The organism is Siphonobacter sp. SORGH_AS_0500, from assembly GCF_031453245.1.
In the GTDB taxonomy this organism is placed as follows: Bacteria; Bacteroidota; Bacteroidia; order Cytophagales; family Spirosomataceae; genus Siphonobacter.
Map to the genome: position 1 here is coordinate 3,830,810 of NZ_JAVIYT010000001.1, position 18,852 is coordinate 3,849,661.

Annotated in this window: 11 protein-coding genes; 3 read left to right on the top strand and 8 right to left on the bottom strand. The window is 44.9% G+C overall.

Annotated elements, in window-relative coordinates; genetic code table 11:
• Positions 1 to 10: 10 nt before the first annotated feature.
• The 7 genes from QE357_RS16365 to QE357_RS16395 all read right to left on the bottom strand — a co-directional run bounded on the left by QE357_RS16365 (position 11) and on the right by QE357_RS16395 (position 13,005).
• Positions 11 to 1,606, bottom strand: coding sequence for a hypothetical protein (locus QE357_RS16365; RefSeq protein ID WP_309709668.1), 1,596 nt, complete (start codon positions 1,604 to 1,606; stop codon positions 11 to 13).
• 102 nt (positions 1,607 to 1,708) lie between these two features.
• The gene (locus QE357_RS16370; RefSeq protein WP_309709672.1) at positions 1,709 to 3,037 is read right to left on the bottom strand and encodes a hypothetical protein; all 1,329 of its coding nucleotides are present in this window, start codon (positions 3,035 to 3,037) and stop codon (positions 1,709 to 1,711) included.
• Between the two features lie 166 nt (positions 3,038 to 3,203).
• A complete protein-coding gene (locus tag QE357_RS16375; protein ID WP_309709675.1) occupies positions 3,204 to 6,758 on the bottom strand; it encodes a cell division protein FtsA in 3,555 nt (1,184 codons plus the stop codon).
• A 119-nt stretch (positions 6,759 to 6,877) separates the two neighbouring features.
• Complete coding sequence (locus QE357_RS16380; protein ID WP_307140962.1) at positions 6,878 to 8,416, bottom strand: hypothetical protein; 1,539 nt, start codon at positions 8,414 to 8,416, stop codon at positions 6,878 to 6,880.
• Between the two features lie 192 nt (positions 8,417 to 8,608).
• Complete coding sequence (locus QE357_RS16385; protein WP_309709680.1) at positions 8,609 to 9,034, bottom strand: hypothetical protein; 426 nt, start codon at positions 9,032 to 9,034, stop codon at positions 8,609 to 8,611.
• Positions 9,034 to 10,386: a hypothetical protein gene (locus tag QE357_RS16390; RefSeq protein ID WP_309709683.1), complete on the bottom strand. Its 1,353-nt coding sequence runs from the start codon at positions 10,384 to 10,386 to the stop codon at positions 9,034 to 9,036. The genes QE357_RS16385 and QE357_RS16390 overlap by 1 nt, the downstream gene beginning before the upstream one ends.
• A gap of 237 nt (positions 10,387 to 10,623) precedes the next feature.
• A complete protein-coding gene (locus QE357_RS16395) occupies positions 10,624 to 13,005 on the bottom strand; it encodes a TonB-dependent receptor (protein ID WP_309709686.1) in 2,382 nt (793 codons plus the stop codon).
• A 308-nt stretch (positions 13,006 to 13,313) separates the two neighbouring features.
• Here QE357_RS16395 and QE357_RS16400 point away from each other — a divergent pair, with 308 nt between their 5' ends.
• The 3 genes from QE357_RS16400 (at position 13,314) to mraY (ending at position 15,813) form a co-directional block, all read left to right on the top strand.
• Positions 13,314 to 13,664 carry a hypothetical protein gene (locus tag QE357_RS16400; RefSeq protein ID WP_106635232.1) on the top strand — a complete coding sequence of 117 codons (351 nt, stop codon included), beginning with the start codon at positions 13,314 to 13,316 and terminating at the stop codon, positions 13,662 to 13,664.
• 242 nt (positions 13,665 to 13,906) lie between these two features.
• Positions 13,907 to 14,437: a ferritin gene (locus tag QE357_RS16405; RefSeq protein WP_106635231.1), complete on the top strand. Its 531-nt coding sequence runs from the start codon at positions 13,907 to 13,909 to the stop codon at positions 14,435 to 14,437.
• Positions 14,438 to 14,580: 143 nt separating this feature from the next.
• Positions 14,581 to 15,813, top strand: coding sequence for a phospho-N-acetylmuramoyl-pentapeptide-transferase (gene mraY, locus QE357_RS16410; RefSeq protein ID WP_106635230.1), 1,233 nt, complete (start codon positions 14,581 to 14,583; stop codon positions 15,811 to 15,813).
• Between the two features lie 55 nt (positions 15,814 to 15,868).
• On the opposite strand, the gene QE357_RS16415 is transcribed toward mraY, so the two are convergent.
• On the bottom strand, positions 15,869 to 18,667 hold the full coding sequence (locus QE357_RS16415) for a two-component regulator propeller domain-containing protein (protein WP_309709691.1): 2,799 nt from the start codon (positions 18,665 to 18,667) through the stop codon (positions 15,869 to 15,871).
• Between the last annotated feature and the right edge of the window lie 185 nt (positions 18,668 to 18,852).

Here is an 18,852-nt window from a genome sequence, read left to right on the forward strand (position 1 = left end):
AATCAACTACTTAACTTTTAGCCGAAAACATTCGTCCCCACGTTCCTTTTTCCAGACGTTTAGCCATCCGCTCCAGCAGTTGTAACGTCTGAGCCTGCTGGCGACCCAGGGATTCCAGTTGCTGTTGGATCTGCTCCTGACGAATGGAATCTTTGCGTTGATAATCGGTAGCATTTCGTTCCAGTAACTCCAGATAATCCAGCTTGCTAAGTTTATCGCGGTTTTGACTGAAGTATTCGTCCGTCGCATTAATCTCCCGGATTTTAATATCCTCAATGCTTTTCAACTGGCTGTGAATCGTACGATCCAGCGATTTCAAACTCTGATCAATCAAATCATCGTATTGCCCTACTTTGTTGTTGAAGGCCTGGCCGTGCTGATCGAGGTGTTTAAAATGGCTCGTCAGATACAGATATAAATCCTGAGATTGTTGTAATGATTTGGAAATCTGAACGGATATGTCTTCTACATTCTGAGTCCGCTCCACAATTTTTTGCGTATTATCCACCAGTCCGTTCAACTGATTGAGGTAATACCCAAATTTTTCAAGGGCACTCAAACTCTGATCCAGTTGACTCAATACTTGCACATTAAAGCTCGCTACCCGATTCAGGTCTACCTGTTGTAACATATCCAGAGCTTTTTGCTGAGCCATGAGCGATGCATGGTTTTTGTCGACCATGCCACTTAGTTCCTGTACGTTGTCCCGGAAGGACGTACTAAACTCCTGGATACTTCGGTTCAGCGTCGTGAAAATACCAGTATTAACGCCTTCCGATAAAATAGGTAATAATTCCGTTTGCAGAAAAGAGAAAAACGTCTGTTTCTGAGCTTCCAGTGTAGATTTCGCATCCCGAAAAGACCAGTTATTCAACACCGTTAACAACAAACCTGCCAAGCTCGCCAGCATCGCGATTTTCACACCGCCAATCAGGTTATTCAGTCCATCGCCATCCAGAAAACTCGCGGAACCTACGTTGGGCATGGCAAACAAACCAATGACAATCCCGGCCATTGTTCCCATCAGGCCCAGGTAAAGCGGAATGGGCATGGTCAGGCTGATTCCCTCCTCTTCAGCATCCAGGTTTCGATCTGTGATGTCACGCAGAAGGTTAAAATCTGCCAGTGAAGTTCGGTTCCGAATGAGGTAGGTATTCATGCTCTCCAGAATCTTGCTGATGCCTGCCGACTTATCCTTGGAAAGAATCAAAGGCACTTCAATGGTTTCACGGCTCGGATGCATGGTCTTGAAATTCCAGATGTCTTCCCGAATTTGCCGTAGCTCCTCTTCCGCCTCCTGACGCATCACGTCATGTAGCTCTTTCGATAATAAAACCACTAACTGATCTTCCCGACGGGTCAATTCTTCGAGTTGCAGACTAGTTACCTGCGTCCGTTGGGAAAGACTATCTATCTGCGTCAGTACTTCACGCGTAGAAAGTTGTTCTAAATCCTGACGTAAAACCCGAAACCGTCGTAACGTAAAAGCGGAGCCTTCGGGTATTAACTCACGAAATCGTTTAATCTTCCCCCGTGTATTCTGCCAGACCCAGCCCTGAGCCGCCAGAATTCCCAGAATAATAACGATTTCAATAATTTGAACCATGATGTGTTTTGAGTTTAGCGTTGAGAGTTTTGAGTTTTTGTTCGAGGAGTGAATCTTATAGATCATCAACCCTAAACGCCCAACTCAAAACCCTAAACGCCTCTAATTTTCAAAGCGAATGATTGCTTTATGTTGTAGTTCCCAGCGATCGGAATCGAAGTCGGTTTTCACTAATTTTCCTTTCTGGATTGTGGTAATATTACGGGCTCCGAATTCAATGCCTCCGCCGTACTCACAAACCGGGTCCAGAAACGTTTCGGGATACCGTAGAGCTTCACTGACCAAGGCAGGATCGTTCACGAATTCAAACTCTGCGTTATAAGGACTTGTGATGCGAACGTGATACAAAGATTGAGAAGGGTCAAACTGAACGCTTCTGACATCCCGGAACGAACCATCTTTATTCGGAGTAGAAAGATAAAAGGCTTCCGGCTCTTTACGCACATCTTCTGCCCATGTTTCTTCCAACGTTGGATCTTCGTCAGGCAAAGGCTCCTGTTGAGGCTCTATCACTGGCGGTATTTCTTCGGGTTGTTTTTCCACAATCGGAGGCACGGGTGAAACCGGCGGCACCGATGTAAAGGCAGGCGGTGTGGGTGTAGGATGAACCGGCGGCGGTGTCATAGCGGCCTGAAGGTTCTGTATTTCCTGCAACCAGCGTTTCCGTTCGTTTTCGCCTCTTTCCTGACTTTCTTTCAAAGCCCGGTCGTATTCGGCCAGGGCCTTTTCATATTCTTTGATCTTGGAAATTAACTGTGGAACCTGTTTTTCCAGTTGCTGCATTTTTACGAAGCTCTGGCTGGCCTGACTGGAAGTATTCAGCATTTGCCGCTCCAGATGGTCACGTTTTTTCTTCTCATCCCAATAGAGATAGCCTAATCCAATAGCGGCCAGAATGCTCACGCCTGAAACAATCCACCAAACCCAGGGTGAGTCTTGAGACTTACCCACAATGAAAGGAACGCCGTCGAGGGCCGCATGGGCCGCCGTATCAGGCATTACTTCCGTTCCGTCGGATAAAGTAGTATCACTGTCCATCATGGCATCCTGCCCATCCAGGTTGTTCCGCAGGTTTTCGACGAAACTGCCCAGAGCCACCCGCGTTTGTAAGATAGACACCTTCTGGCCCTTGGCATCTTTTTCTGTCAGGTTTTCCAGATCGTTCAGAATTTTCTCCACTTTAAGTTTATCCTGATCATCCAGAGGCTTTTGCAGGTAGGGTTTCAGTTGATCAAGCAGGCCAGAGACATTGGGTAATGCTTTACTTCCGTTAAAGAAAGTACTCAACTTTTTGTGAAATTCACCGTACGTGGCCGTTGTATTTTTACCTCCTGCTTCCTTAAATATATCTTTCTGAGTAGCCAGAGGGGTTTGGGCAAAGGCTAAGGTCGTGTAGCACAAAGCCAAGGTTAATAACAATAATCGACGCATATTTTCTAAGAATTGAGGTTGTTCGTTTAGTTTTCTATTATGATTTGTGTAAAGGAATATATTAACCACAGAGTTTCACAAAGTATTGCTCAGAGTTACTCCGTGTAAAACTTCGTGAAACTCTGTGGTTAACTTCCAAACGGTAAACAGAAAACTGAAAACTACATTAATTGGCAGCTTCCCAGGCGAGCTGGTTCAGGGCCCCAACCAGCGGATAGAAGAAGAGCGTTTCTTCAATCGGAGTGTTAGGGTTTTCCAGTCCTTCGCGTCGCATCTCCCAGCCACTGTGTACATTTTGCAGAAGATTTCTTAACAACGTGCTCTTGTATTGTTCGAGTCGGCCCTCATTTACCCCAAATTTTCCACTGAAGGAGAATTCAAGGCCAAAGAGCATTTCCACGAATTCCCGAACCTCATCGGCTACGCCTTGCAATACCTCATTATCAATCTTCTGGTACGTATCTCCTCTCACAATCAAGCGATCTTCTTTAGTACCGAGCAATACCGTTTTAATCTTATCCATATCCGCTTCCAATCGTCCGTCATCTTCGCGGATAAAGCTTAAGCCCGGCATTTTGAGACCTCCTTTACAGGTCGATTCTTTGGGAGAATTACGCTCCCGAACAATGTCCAGCCCATCGGCATGGTACGGCTGTCCGTACACTTTCTCGAAGATTAACATGGCCAGATCAGACAGTGCTACATTTCGAGGCGTCAGAATATCCAGGATCTTGGAACCCGTTCCGCTGAAAGCAATGTACCGGGGCATGTCTTTGCCTTTAGCTTTCATTAATCGGGCCAGGTGATAAATCTGAGCCGTGTAAAACACCAGCGGCACAATCTTCAGATCAGAGTCGTTCGCTAGACGGTCGTTGAAATCATAAGCCGCTCTTTCGCTTAAATCACGATTGTTTTTCAACGAGAAATAAAACGCTACAATATCTTCCGAACGGTTATTATCCTTGATTGCCTTGTATGCCGCCCCCAGGTTGCTAAAGTTAGCAGACAGGTGAGCGGTTACTTCAGGATCATACTTTTTGACATATCCATTTCGGGCCGCTGCTCCGTCCCGGGCAAAACCGTCGCCGAACACCGCATTACCCGCAAAACGTACCGATGTGAGCACATTAGGTTGATTTTTCTCAAAAACTACCACGTCTGCCGTACCCCCTCCGATGTCAATCAGGGCCGTGGGGTAAATGTTAGAATCAATAGATTGGCTACTTCCGCCGCCCCGACTGTACCAGTAAAAAGGAGCAATACTTTCAGGCACTTTTCGTGGCATTCGCTCCTGCGTAATGGTTTCGGCATAGAGCTTGTTCCAAAGACCTTCGAAGTAATTACGCTGATTTTCAAGCATACTCAACGGATAAAACCAGAGTAATTCCGTATGAGCCAGGTTACCACCGTTAATCAGAACCTTATTACGGATGAGTAATAACAGCGATTGCAGGAAGCCTTCAATCCGCTTCTGAGCCTTGATGTTCTTGCTAAAATCCGACCATTTCAGGTTCGTTGAAACCGTGTAATCGTCCTTTGGAATATTCCGTTTTTCGTACAGGAATCCAATATTAAAGTCCCCAAAGCCATACAGATTTTCACCTGAGAAATTAGGGCGGTTTTCAATCAGAGCCGTGCGTTGCGGGAATTTACACAAATATGCATCGCCCAAATGCTCGGGTATCAGCTCCTGCGGAACCAGCTCCGTAATGTCGTTGGCCCTTAGGCTATTCAGAGCCTCCGTACTGCCGGGATCGATGAGGGTAGCGATTTGAACGTCATCGTCGATAGTAAAGGGCCGGGGCTGAAAATCTTCCGAAGTGGTGAACTCTACGTGTGTGTTGGTAGTCCCAAAGTCAACGGCAAAGCGGAAGAAGGTATCCTTCATTTCCCGCACTTCAAACTTCGGTAATATAACGCCCCGATGTCCGGCTACTTCCACGGTTATCCGCTCAAAATCAGATTCAATCACCTGAATTTCTGACTTTGCCCCCTTATTCAAATCCTTCTGACTACGCGGACGAATCCGATTTTGAGGAACCGTAATTAGCTTATTTTTTTCGTCGTAAAAACTTAGTTTATACTCGTTTTTGAAGCTTTGAGCCGATACATCGCGGTCCACCAGATGTACCCGGTACATCGGTTTGAAGTTCGGCATGGTTACCCGCTTCATTTTCACAAAAGGGAATACCGTTAATCCAAACTGATGTTCCGCAATAACCCCTTCGTTTTTCTCTTCACTCGGCGTTTTGGTCGGATCATCGTAATACATCCGCGAAAGCTTCAGGAAACGACCCGTAGAAATTACTTTCTGCTGAGAGGCATCCCATTTACCTAATGGAATCTGAAGCGTAACCCGCACCGAACCTCCGGCCCGCTCTTCCATCTGAATGCTTACTTCCCCACCCCGCATTAAATCCTGAGCCGAGAAAAACTCGAAGAAATCGGGTTTCAGAGGTAATAAATAACTTTTCTGAACGTGTCGTAAACCGCCGTCGAAAAAGCGTTGCGAGTTAATAGGATACACCAGACGAATCAAATGGGGCTCCAGGAAATCGCTGGTAGTCAGGTACGGATAAAAATCTGCCTGTCCGGGTAACTGCCGCTGATTGGTTCGCCAGTCTTCCGGTACATAATGTTTCACCTCAATCGAATCCCGCCACGGGATTCGGGTGTAAGGAATAGGTTCGAAAAAGTCTTTCGATAACACCATCGGAGCAGGCCGATCGGTATATCGTTGTTTACGAACCCCGTATTCGTCGAGTTCCTCGGTCGGGCTGATCAGGAAATGGCTTAAGCCTTGAATAACTTCTGGTCCTGACGCGGCTTTCCGCATTTTGAACGCTGGCCCTGAAGACAACGAAGCAAATTCAACAATGGAATTAGTATCGAATTCCAGTTCAGGGAAATCGGAGTTCCAGGCCTCTTCCCGTAGGTTCTGACCATTGGCTCCAATGCGTTGCCAGGTTTCGTAATCGCGGGCGTGCAGTAATTCCAGACTACGGCTCAGGTATTCTGAAACTTCTGGATACATTTCCCGGAAACCCGGCATAAAGCGTTTCAATCCATGCCAAAACACCTGATATTCAACGTCCCGATCATGCAGAGGAACGGGATTATTGCGATCAAACACCCGGTGATTACCGAAATGAATGTTCACAAATTCCAGGTGATTAGGAGCGTTGAAAAAGAGTGTAGCTGGAGAAGTTCCTCCGATTACCCCCGTTCCTTCGCGGCTTTGGTATTGCAAAATAAAGAGCTTGCGTAAACCCGTGAAGTTATAACTGGCGGCATCTTCCCGCAGGTATAAATCCAGAGCCGAACCTAACCGCTGATGGTTACGTGAACCATTCTGTAAGGTTCGAAGAGCCTGCTCCCGATCCCAGGTAATGATGCGAAGCGGGCCTTTGGGCGACTTGAATTTATCGAAATTGAAGAAGATTTCTCCCACGTCAAAACAAGCCGAAACCAGACGTTCGTCATTCAGGGAACCCTTGAGATCGCTGTATAAAATCAAATTACGAAAGGCCGATTTTACCAGATCGAAACGAGCGAATGGACTGGGAATCGACGTCGGATCTTTCTCGGTATCGCCCTTGGCTTTGTCTTCAATGGCTTCGATTAAATCCGTAGTATAAGGTTGCGACACGAACCAGTGACCATCGACCGAAGCCGAACGATCATGCAGGTTAAGTTCGCGTTTAAGTGACTGATCAGCCATAGCTTCTTTCAAATTGAAGTCTCAATCTATTTTCGTGCAACAACTAGCGGGGTTTTGCTGAATCAAAATCCTGGGCTACCCGCGAAAAAGCGGGCCGGGCCACGTTGGCAGCGGCTCTGTTAATTAGCGGCTAGTTGTGGGTATTCTTTTTGCACGAACTGCTCCGTGCAGGTATTCATCAGACTCAGGAATTTATCTTCTGCCGTAACAAAGGTTTTTCCTTTCGATTCGGCATTGAGATACTCATCAAAATCACCCTTGTTCATTTCAATCTGAACATCAACGGTCTTACCAATAAAGTTTTTCTTCGTTCGCTCAAAGCCTGGTATAAATTTACCCAGATCTTCCGTCGCCAGATTAAAAGGTCTGAAGGTTCGCTTATTGAAGATATTCCGATCCTGATCATTCATTTCCGATAACCACGCCCGGAAGTTTTCATTGAAATCGTGCAGATTCCGGTAGAACTTCGTTTGCTTAAAATCAGAACCAATTTTCGGAGCTTCCTTACTTGTCCAGGGAGCACTGTTACTACCCAGAATGCTATCCCGTTCGACGCGGGTTTTCAGGTATTGACTTAAAATGGCCAGCTTGGTTAAAGGCTGGGCAAAAACCTGCCGGGACCGATCCACGAAATCCGTGAAGTTGAGTCGGGAGTTGCTGGTGTTGAGTCCAAATTCGGCATAGCGAGGGTTCCGGGCAATGATCTGTCCGTCCCGAACGGTACACTCCATCTCACTGGTATGTTCGCAAAAATCGACAATCGATAAAGCCGAGATCATTTCCACGTAATGAGCGTCGTTTTGCTGCCCACCCGCTCCGGGATCATACTCATTAGGACTGCGGTAACTTTCAGCGATGTAATACAGGGCGTTCAGTTTCGGGTATTCCTTGTTGGAAAGACTATTCTGGTAATACCCCAGAGCTGCTTTGGTTTTTGAAATAAACGTAGCATTATCAATCGCTTTATCCTGAGCACCCGCCGAATACACGTCAAAATAAGGCTGTACCGACACGGCTCCAATCCGGGCTTCGCGAACGTCTTTAGCATCCGACCCGCCATATCCCCGAATGTTTTTCAGGATCAGGGGAAACCCTGAAGCTCCCGTTCCGCCGAAAATAGAACTGACGATAAAGACTTTATCCTCTTTCTTGTACGAACTTACAAAAGCTTTGAACTCCTCAGATTCCCGAAACTGGTTCAATACTACCGACCCGATGTTAGGATTACCGACAAAGCCAATATCCATTTTGGTATCGAGTTGTTCTCTGGAGAAAAGCAATCCGGCCAGGGCTTCGTTCGCTTCATCGAGCGAGTCGTAACCAATGTAGTTGCCGTATTTTTCATCGCTTACTCCCTTCAGTTCATACTGAAACGAATCGGAAATGGCCGCACTGGGTAATTGACGTTTCAGGGTTTGTATATCCGTGCCGAACAATCCCGCAGCCGGAGGATTCTGGAGCGAGGAACGAACATTCTGGTAATAATTCAGAATTTCTTTCGTTCGTTTCAGATCTTTATTTTCAGCGTGTGGGTCCATCAAAATAGGAACCACCTGCGTGGTATTGCGGAGTTTTACCCCTGAAGCCAGCAGGTAAGTCAACGACTTGACCACCCGAGCTCCAGTACCGCCAATCGCAAATAAAAAAAGTCGAGACATAGGAGTTCTTTTGTCGTTTTGAGTTTGGGGTTTTGAGTTAATATACCTCGTAACACTTCGAACCAAACTCTTTACTCGTTCCTGTTGTAGTGATTTTGTGTTAAGCTATCCTATGATAGTGGTTCTGGATTTGTAATTTAACTTATTTAGCAAAACCCTAAACTCAAAACCCCAAACGCAAAACATTAAACTCTAAAATGGAATTTTTCGGTTGTTGGTGCTTAGGTTTTTTACGGCTAGTGATAGTATGAAAAAGAGTACCGCAGCCAGTAAAAACATTTCAAACCCAAAGCCAAAAAACACACTTCCGCCCTGATCAAAGTAGCGTCCCAGTTCGGGATGGCCTTTGCGGCGGGGAATTTCCTGATCTGCTTTCTGGGAGCAGGTAACAATCGCTACAATCATGGTTAATACCGCACTGCTACCCAAAACGAGTAACCAGGTCGATGCTTTGGCATAACGAACTTTGTTCATGCCAAAGTAATAAGCTCCAATCCCAATCAGCACAAACACCACCAGGGTGGTAGTCAGGGAGGTTAACAAATGCTCGTCATACAAATCATCCAGAAGCGAGCGTTCGGTAAAGAGAGCGTAAAAGTCGTAAAGCAGATTTTCCATTAGTGTAGATTGAGCGTAATCGTAAAGTAGGTATTGGCTTGCTGAGGGTTATAGGCTTTCTCGATACCCCGGGTAAAGTTCAGGATTCCAAAAGTCTTTTCCGAGAAATCATCCGACTTAGGGTTACTATCATCCTGCGTAGTGGTTTGGGTAATCCAGCTGGGTGGAAACTTGCGTTTCAGTCGGAGCGTAATTTCCCGTTTTCCCCCACCCTGTGGTTCTGCGGTAGTTAGTAAAAACTTGTGCGTGTACCCTTCCGGGCCCTTTTCGGCTGCAATTTTCTGAATTTTAAACCCTTCATCTGATTCTATTTCGTACGACTTAGGGTCTGTTTTATAGGAATCAGGTAGATAAAAACCTCCCAGATCAACGCCAACGGCCAGGGTTAAGCCGCGAGTTTTGCGGTCGGCCTCAATATTTTCAATCGTGTGAATAGCCTCTTTGCTTTCTTTTCGTTCCTGACGACTTTGCTCAAACTGTCCGGCCTGTTCGGCATCTTTCAACAGAATGGTATAGAAAGGAACATTATCGCTTGCACTGGTGAAGTAATGAAACGACTCAAAGCCGGGAAGGTCTTTGAAACGGGCTAAAGACTCAAACTTTTCATCCGACAGTAAGGCTTTCATCGTAGCATTATTCGCCATCAAAGCGATGTAATACGGACGAGAACCATTGTAAGGCTTGCCACCCCCGTTGTGCGGGTAATAAGTTCCTTTGAAGGCTCCGCTTAACTTCAGGATCAATAACGATTTATCTTTCGTTTTTCCGGCAAAAGTCGTTTGCATTAAGGTCTCGACATCCGCCAGAATTTTAGCGGAAGACTGAGCCGCCGTTGATTCCGTCGAATAAATCAGATCCGAGAATAATACGCCTACTTCTCCTTCTTTCAAATCCGAAAGAATGGTCTTGAAAATCAGACTAAAGTCGGTGTGGCGAGAATCGCCTTTGTCTTTTGCCAGCGTAAAAACATTCGGCTGTTCTACTAACTGCTGGAAGTTAACGCCCATTGGGTACACGTTATCATTCACCACGAACAATTCCGTCGAGCCGGGTTTCTGGGCTTCGAAAGGCGTTAATAAATTCTGTAAAGCTTCGTCAAATTCACCCGTACTACCCGCCGCATCGTAAGGAAACATGCTGCCACTGGCTTCGAGGTATAACTTGGCTTTTAAGTTTTTAGGGGCGGGTTTATCAGCCGGAGCTTCCGTCACTGACGCTGTTTCGGTAACAGGGTCAGATTCGACCCCTTGATTCCCCCTTTTACGACCACCGTCGTTATTGCACTGGGTTAATAAAAGTACCGAAGCTGATAATGCTGAAAAATAGAAGGTTCGTAACCAGAGAATACGCATAGATTTCAAAATGCTTGTGGAGGGTTTCTAAACTCCCGAACTAGAGAACGACGCGAACTTGTTCGGAATTTTATGAAAGTACAACTGAATTGATGCCTAACTCGCATAAAAGCCATTTGAGCGAACAAAAACCCGTATGGATGGCTAATATAAAGTAAAACCCCGCCTAGTCGGGCAGGGTTTTTAAGATAGGTATTATATTTATTCAGGAAGTTTTTTCTGTCCGAAAAAAGTAGCCTAGTATTTAAAAGCAATGCTAGCCGAAACGCTGGCAGGTTTCTGTACTTCAACCGTCGTCCAGCCTCTCCAATATTGCTGGTTTGTAAAGTTATCAGCCTTCAATGCAAAACGGAACGCAGGCGTATTGTAGAACAGAGAAGCATTCAGAACCGTATACGCAGGGATTGTGAAAACACCCGTTGCCGCAGAATTGGTTATTCTATTTTTTCCGGCGTAGTTACCGCCTACGCCAATCCCAAAACCTTTCAAAGCTCCTTTTGTGGGGCTGTAACTAATCCAAGCATTTACCAGATCGGCGGGGCCTGCTCCTACAGGTCTTCGCCCCACACTTCCAGCATCAGTTTTCTCGTTTTTGCTATCATTGTGACTATAACCCGTAATAAGATTCAGTCCGGGTAATAGGTTTGCCGTAATATCTACCTCAACCCCTTTGCTAGAAACGTTACCGTCCTGAATCGTATAGCTTACACGATCAGGATCGGGGCGAGTTACGTTAGTTACGTAGATGTCATAGTAGCTCACATTACCTGATAGTTTGCCTTTCAAAATCTCCATTTTCAAACCACCTTCCCACTGATTCGCCTGCTGAGGTTTGAATACACTCACTGTTCCGTCGGGCTGAGTGGTATTGCCCACGTTACGAAAGCCATTCATGTAGTTACCAAAAACGGAGAGGCGATCTTTCAGAATTTGATAAATCACCCCTAGTTTAGGAGAAACGGCGTTTTGGGTATAGGCTCCTGAGGTAACTCCGGTGCTTACATTATAGCTTCCTTTATTATCAAAGTGATCAAAACGCAGACTCGCCATGACCAGTAACTGATCCGTGATGTTTAATACGTCGGAGGCATATACGCTGTAGGTAGAGGCATCTGTAGTACTTCTGGAAGGAGTTCCGGTAGCCAGTTTTGCATCGATAGCCGAGCGGGTCAGACGCCCGTAACGAGGATCATTCACCCGAACGCTATTCACGTTGTCAAATAAAACATAAGATGAATAATTATTTGACTTCACGTTCAGGTAATCCAAACCAGCGACCAGACGATTTCTGAGGCTTCCAATCTTGAAATCACCAATGAAGTTTTGCTGAATATCCGTGGTGGTACTCGTAGAATTCTGATCACCCACGTAACGACTCAACAGCGTATCCGTTGGAACTCTCGTTGCATCCAGGAACATTACGTAAGAATACACACCAACCGAACGGCGAACGCTCCTGGAAACATTCGTTTGGGAAGTCCACTGATCCGACAATTTATAGTTCATCTGACCATAGACGTTAAGCGTCGGCGTCTTAACGGTAATATCGTTGGCAGTGAATGAGCGATTCCAGTCAATATTTAATTCCTGAGGAGTTCTGGCAATTAGTTGACGTGAACGATTTAGAAATACCATCAGAGGATTGGTAGCTTCCGATGTATATAATTCAGTATTCAGGTGGAAAGTCAGGCGATCAGAAACTTTATAAATAATTGAGGGAGCAACAAAACCCGTACGTTTAAAACCAGCATCCTGGAAGCTTCCTTCATAGTGATAGGCTCCGTTGAAACGGAATAATACCTTATCTGTCAGAGGAGTGTTAATATCAGCCGTGAGACGGTTCAAACCAAAACTTCCGCCGGTATACGTAATTTCACCGCCTTTCGTTTCGTAAGGTTTTTTGGTAACCATATTGATTAATCCGCCAAAATTAACCAGGCTTCCGCCGAAAAGCGTACTCGAAGGACCTTTGATGAGTTCAATCCGTTCGATATTGGCAGGGTCCAGCCCACCGTTCGACAAACCCGCAATTCCGTTAATCATGCTGGCCTGAAGGGTAAAGCCACGCATGGTAAAATACGCCGCACCATCTCCCCCACGTCCGGTTGAAGTCCAGAGCTTGTCAATACCGGGAGCATTTTTCAAAGCGTCATCAAAGTTGGTAATGACCTGCTCCTTTAGTAACTCTTTCGAAATCGTGGAATAGACCTGCGGGTTTTCCAGGTTTTTGATAGGAAGACGAGCCACAAATTCACTCTCCTTTTTACCGTATTTGTTAGCAGCCGTGACGATTACCTCCTGCAATTGCTCCGACGTTTCTTCCAGGGTAAAGTCGGCCTGCGTGGTTTCGTTTTCACGAACTTCCACCTGACGTTCCTGCGTCTTTAAGCCGATAAAACTAACCCTGAGCGTATACGTACCTACTTTTATTTTTTCGAAGGCATAACGCCCTGACTCGTCCGTAGTAACTCCGTTGGAACGACCTTTAATGGTGACCGTTACCTGCTCTGAAGGTTTTCCATCCGAACTGGTAATTACACCCTGAATGCGGCCAGATTGTGCCCAAAGTCCCGTACTGCATAGCAACAGCATTAAAGACAAAAGGTAGTTGTTGTTCATGGGATCTATAAAATCGCTAGATGATTAAGAAAGAAAGAGGGCAACCAAGGGGCCTTCATAAAAAAAGCCCTCGCAGAGCGAAGGCTTTTTCCTAATAACAACGAGCAAAAAAACGATGGAGTGCTTAAGATGTAAAAGCTGTCCCCTAACCATTAGTCCATCTTAGACACCACAAAGGAAGTATATTATTTAGATTCAATCCAAATAATTTTGAAATAATTTTTATTCAATCTAAATAATTTGTTCTGATCAGGATTTGTGACCTATCTTTGTAGAAGATTTTCACGCACGATTAAATCAGTACTTCCTTGAAAGATTCTTTTACCCTTCATGAACTGTACCGTACGGCTAAAGGCTTTACGCAACAATGTGATTTGACTAATCGGATTATTTTAACTTTTGGAGAACAGGTTATCGCTTTTCGTTACCTTGATTTTGTCTCGTTCCGTCGTAAAGTAGACCGCGTGAATCTGCACGACATGATTTTCAATCTGGATGATGCCTATGATTTCGAAGTAATCGAAGCTCCCAAATCCAATCAGCAATTAGTGTTGACGCTCTGTGATCTGGTTCAGTTACGTGACTTACTTTCAGGCACTCAGTTTGCTTTAGATTTAAACTCTATGCTTCACGAAGCTTTGTATACCTACGCTTCCTAAGCTAGAAAGACATACTTGATTTTAAGATAAGGCCCGATTGGATTCGTTCAATCGGGCCTTATTTAGTTTTATAATGAGATTCTTTCTAAATTACTCTTTTTCAACTAGTTAGTATTGCTTTCTGTCCTTGCACCCCTACTTTTGTGGTGTAGAAAGTCTTGCACACTTCTTAAAAAAGCACAAGACCATAGCAACGAGCATACTTTTTTGAACTATCTCATTAGAAACATAATAAAGTACCCATGAAAGATTTGCAACGCCTCCGTACCTCATTAAAAGAGGAAGTTGAATTAGCATTAAATGCACAAGTAAAAATGGAAGCTGAGGCTTCTTCAAAATATTTGGCCATGGCTTCATGGTGTGAAGTAAATGGTTACCTGTACTCTGCGAAATACTTCTACAAACAAGCTGAAGAAGAGCGTGAGCACATGTTAAAGATTTTCCACTATCTGGCAGACCAAGGCGTGATGGCTTATTCACCAGAAGTAGGACCCGTTCCTCACGATTACCCTTCGTTCCGTAGCATTTTCGAAGCGGCTCTGCAAAGCGAAATCAACGTTACGCATTCCATCAACCGTCTGGTTACCCTTTGCCGCCGGGTTGAAGATTACGCAACAGAGAACTTCTTACAGTGGTTTGTGAAAGAACAAGTAGAAGAAGAAATCAACGCTCGTCGTGCCTTGGAACTCTTCGACGTTATTGGCGAAGAAGGCACGGGTCGCTTCCAAATCGACCGTTACGTGTACAAAATCACTCATCTTGACGTAGAATAGTCCTTTTTATCTCCTGAAAAAGCCCGCAAGTGCGGGCTTTTTTTGTATAAATCTGCCAAAATTCGGGTATTTTAAAAGTTGAGTAAGGCGATTTGCCGCGTTTTACAGAACTTAGTACCCACATTATCATTTTGTAGCCTAGTATGCTTTACTATCTTTTCGACTATCTCGATAAAACCTTCAATTTTCCGGGAGCGGGGGTTTTTCAATTTTTAACTTTCCGGACGGCAGCGGCTACAGTTACGTCATTAATTATTGGAATTGTTTTTGGAAAACGAATCATCTGGTATTTGCAACGCCTGCAAATCGGTGAATCCATTCGTGATTTGGGCCTCGAAGGACAAATGCAGAAAAAAGGAACCCCTACGATGGGTGGTTTCATTATCCTGCTAGCCATTGTCGTTCCGGTACTGTTGTTTTCCAAGCTCGATAACATATACGTCATCCTCTTGCTTATCTCTGCCGTCTGGACTTGTCTAATTGGCTTCGTGGATGATTACATTAAGGTTTTCAGAAAAAATAAAGAAGGCTTACCGGGCCGCTTCAAAATTGTGGGTCAGGTTGGAATCGGGCTTCTCATTGGGTTGACCATGCATTATTCCCCGGATATTAAAATTCGGGTCTATGAAGAAGCACGGATTAACACCCCGACGGGCTTTGCCGAACTTCGGAAATTTACGGATACCAAGGAATTCCTGACGAACGTTCCTTTTTTCAAAAACAACGAAATTGATTATTCAAAAATCCTGCCCGACTCGATTCTTCCCGACGAATACACCTGGATTTTATACACCCTCATCGTCATCGTCATTGTAACGGCGGTTTCCAATGGAGCAAACATTACGGATGGAATTGATGGTCTGGCGGCGGGTAACTCCATCATTATCGGCCTGACCCTGGGGATTCTGGCTTATTTATCAGGGAACAAGATTTTCTCTCAATACCTGAACATATATTACATTCCGCTTTCGGGCGAACTCGTCGTCTTTTGCGGAGCCTTTGTGGGAGCCTGCGTCGGCTTCCTTTGGTACAATACCTATCCGGCCCAGGTTTTCATGGGAGATACCGGCAGTTTGATGCTGGGTAGTGTGATTGCTACGCTGGCCATTGTTTTACGGAAAGAGCTATTAATTCCGATTTTATGCGGCGTTTTCCTGATTGAATCGCTGTCGGTTATTTTACAGGTGAGTTACTTTAAGTACCAAAAGCGGCGTCATGGGCTGGAATATGCCAAGTTGCACCGGCTTTTTAAGATGTCGCCTTTACACCACCACTATCAGAAATCGAACATTCCAGAACCTAAAATTGTCATGCGTTTTCTGATCATCAGCATTATTCTGGCCGTCTTTACGCTGGTTACGCTGAAACTTCGGTAATCACGTTTCAAGTATAAAAAAGCCTGATGAAATGATTTCATCAGGCTTTTTTGATTTAGATCTTAATCAGAAATTCATTCAGATTTTGTTCAGTTGGCAAATCCAGTTTGCCTCGCAACCGATACCGCTTCAGTTCTACACTTCTTACGGTAATGTTCAATAAGCGAGCAATTTCTTTACTGGATAGATTCATGCGGAGATAAGCCGCCAGCTTTAAATCACCAGAGGTCAGATTGGGATACGAGGCAAGCAATTTCTTGAAGAAGTAGTCGTGCACATCATTGAAATTCGACTCGAAGATGTCCCAGCTATGCTCGTCAGCCAGATTTCGGTCAATGAGCTGCACTAAAGATCGATACTGCTTTGTGCCCAAATCAGGACCCATTTCTTTCCGTAGCTTATCCAGTTCCTCTTTGATGGTTTCGAGTAACTCGTTTTTATGTAACAAGTTCATGGCTGAATTCGCCAGCTCTTCTGATTTCCGATCTACATCTTTTTTTAACTGTTCATTTCGAATTTCGGTTAGCGTCTGCTCATTACGCCGTTGTTCGTCTTCCAGTTGCTTCTGCATTTTAGACTGAATTCGCTGCTGATGCGTTTGAATTCGCTTCAGATAAATCTGATAAGTTACCCAAACGCCAATGGTAATGATCAGTAAGTAAACCAGCTGACTCCAGATATTCCAGTACCAGGGCGGGCGAATTTCGAAGGGTAAGGCTGTCTCTTCCCCCGAAACCGACGAACGCACCTTTAACACGTAAGAGCCCGGTTCCAAAGGGCCGGTATTCAGCTCATTACTTTTCGTCAAAGCCGACCAGTTCTGCATTTTTCCTTCGATCAGATACTGATAGGAAATATCGGCTTCAAATTGAGTGGAAGCATAGGTAACTGAGAGGTTGTTCTGCCAATACTTAAGTATAAGCTCATTCGCAGGCTGATTGGGATAAAAACGGCTGAGAAATTTCTCCGCTGCTACTTTCCGAATGTTAGGCCGGGCATACGGCAACTTATTGCCATGATTGATGTAGGAAACGGGCACAATGGAAAAGCCATCATCCCCACAAATCAACAGGGTTTTCGGGTCCAGGCTTACCACATTTTCGTAGCCTTCCACCCACTGCACGTGCTTTAAGTATAACTCAGAGATTCGCTGTCCGGGTACCCAATAAGCCAACGACCCGTTCGACCGCAACACCATGTACGATTTATAATCAATGGGAAAAATGTTTTTAATCCCCTGATTACCGAGAATAGGAATCGTACTCAGACTGAATTTCTGAAGATAATACGCCCGCCGTTGCGTGCTAACCACTGGCTCTCCTTCTACTTCAGATAAAACGGCATCCTGAAAACCTTTGATGGAAATATTACTGATTACTTTCCTGAAATCAGCAGACAACTTGATGGCCCGAATGCCCCGGTATTTCTGCTTTAGCCAAAGTGTACCATCTTTTAATTCCAGGATGTTATCAGTTAAAGCAAAATCACCCGATAGCGTATGACTGAATTTCCACTGTCCGTTTTCCTTGCGGTAAATCACTAAATCGGTGTACGTTCCCTGAATTAATACGTCTGGATGTTGAGCAAAGGCGTGAAGCACCAGTCCACCCGTCAGATGGGACAACTGACGAAAAGCGTTGCCTTCCAGCACGAACGTCCCTTCATTATGACCACAGAATAACTTCCCATCAATTACTTCCAGATCCCAAACCTGTCCCTGGCTCCCGGAAACCATTTGTATATCAGGCCCATTTGAGCCATTCTTTACCTTAAATACCCCGTGATTAGTCCCTACGTATACTTCATTTTCGTAAAGGGCCGCATCATAGACCGTTCCCAGCAAACCATACTGATCCTGATAATGACGAACCGGCGAACTAAACAGAATGGCATCAATTCCATTATCGGTTCCCGTCCAGACATTCCCGTCGGCATCCAGATGTAAGGCTAGAATGGTATTATTCTGAAGTCCTGATTTTTGATTCAGATACGAGCGAATCTGACCGTTTTCATCGGTAATAATGGCCCCATTCAGCACCGAACCGTAGAGATACGTATGTTCATCAATTCGAATGGCTTTATTCAATTGATTTACTGCCAGAAACTGACTCGCCGGCGTATGCTGGCGAACGAATTGCCCCTGCTCATAGCTATACATGGCCCGATCCGTACCAATTTGTAGCGTATTGCCCCCAGCCTTGAGTATACTTCTCACCCATTCTTTTCCCAGAAACTCGCTACCTTTTACAAATACAAATTGTTCGTCAATCCATTCATAGAGGCCTTTCTCAAAAATCTGAACGAACAGACGATTGTCAATCTGAAAGGCATAAAACACATTTCCGGGTGTTCGCAGGGTAGTTATCTGGTTGTTCTGATAACGATACAAAAAAGCAAAAGAATGAAAATAGACGGCATCCTGCATCGGTAAGATATTCCAGATTTCTTCCTGCCGGGAACGCTTGTCTTTCTGCAAAGGGGTTAACGAATGATACTTTAAACTTCCTAACGAGTCTGCCAGCCAATACCCAAACTCCCCCAAAGCTCCGGTATAAATCCGATTATCGGCCACCGCAACAGAGCGAATGATCTGACGCTGAGGAAGTACATAGTTTTTCCAGGTATGACCATCGTATTCCAGCAAGCCTTTGGAATTACCCACATACATGAATCGAGTGGCCGAATTTTGGGCAATACTCCAGTTTTGACGCTGGGCCTGATAATCATTGGCCGAAAAATGGAGCACTGCTGGAAGGCATAGCTTTTGTAACTGATCGATATATCCCTGTCCGTAGCCACTTATACTCCAACACCATAGAATGATGAACCACCGCACGGCCTGATTCGCTCTCATTCTTTCTCTAATCCATTCTTTCACTATCTGAATGCTATTTATAGCCAATTCTGAAAACAATTTTCTCATCAATAAGTACAAATATGAAAGAATGATGTGGTCTATACAAGTCCAGGAATCAAAATGATGTGGTAATGATGTGGTGCTTTATTTGGGGTCACCTACTTGGATATTTTAATTTTGCT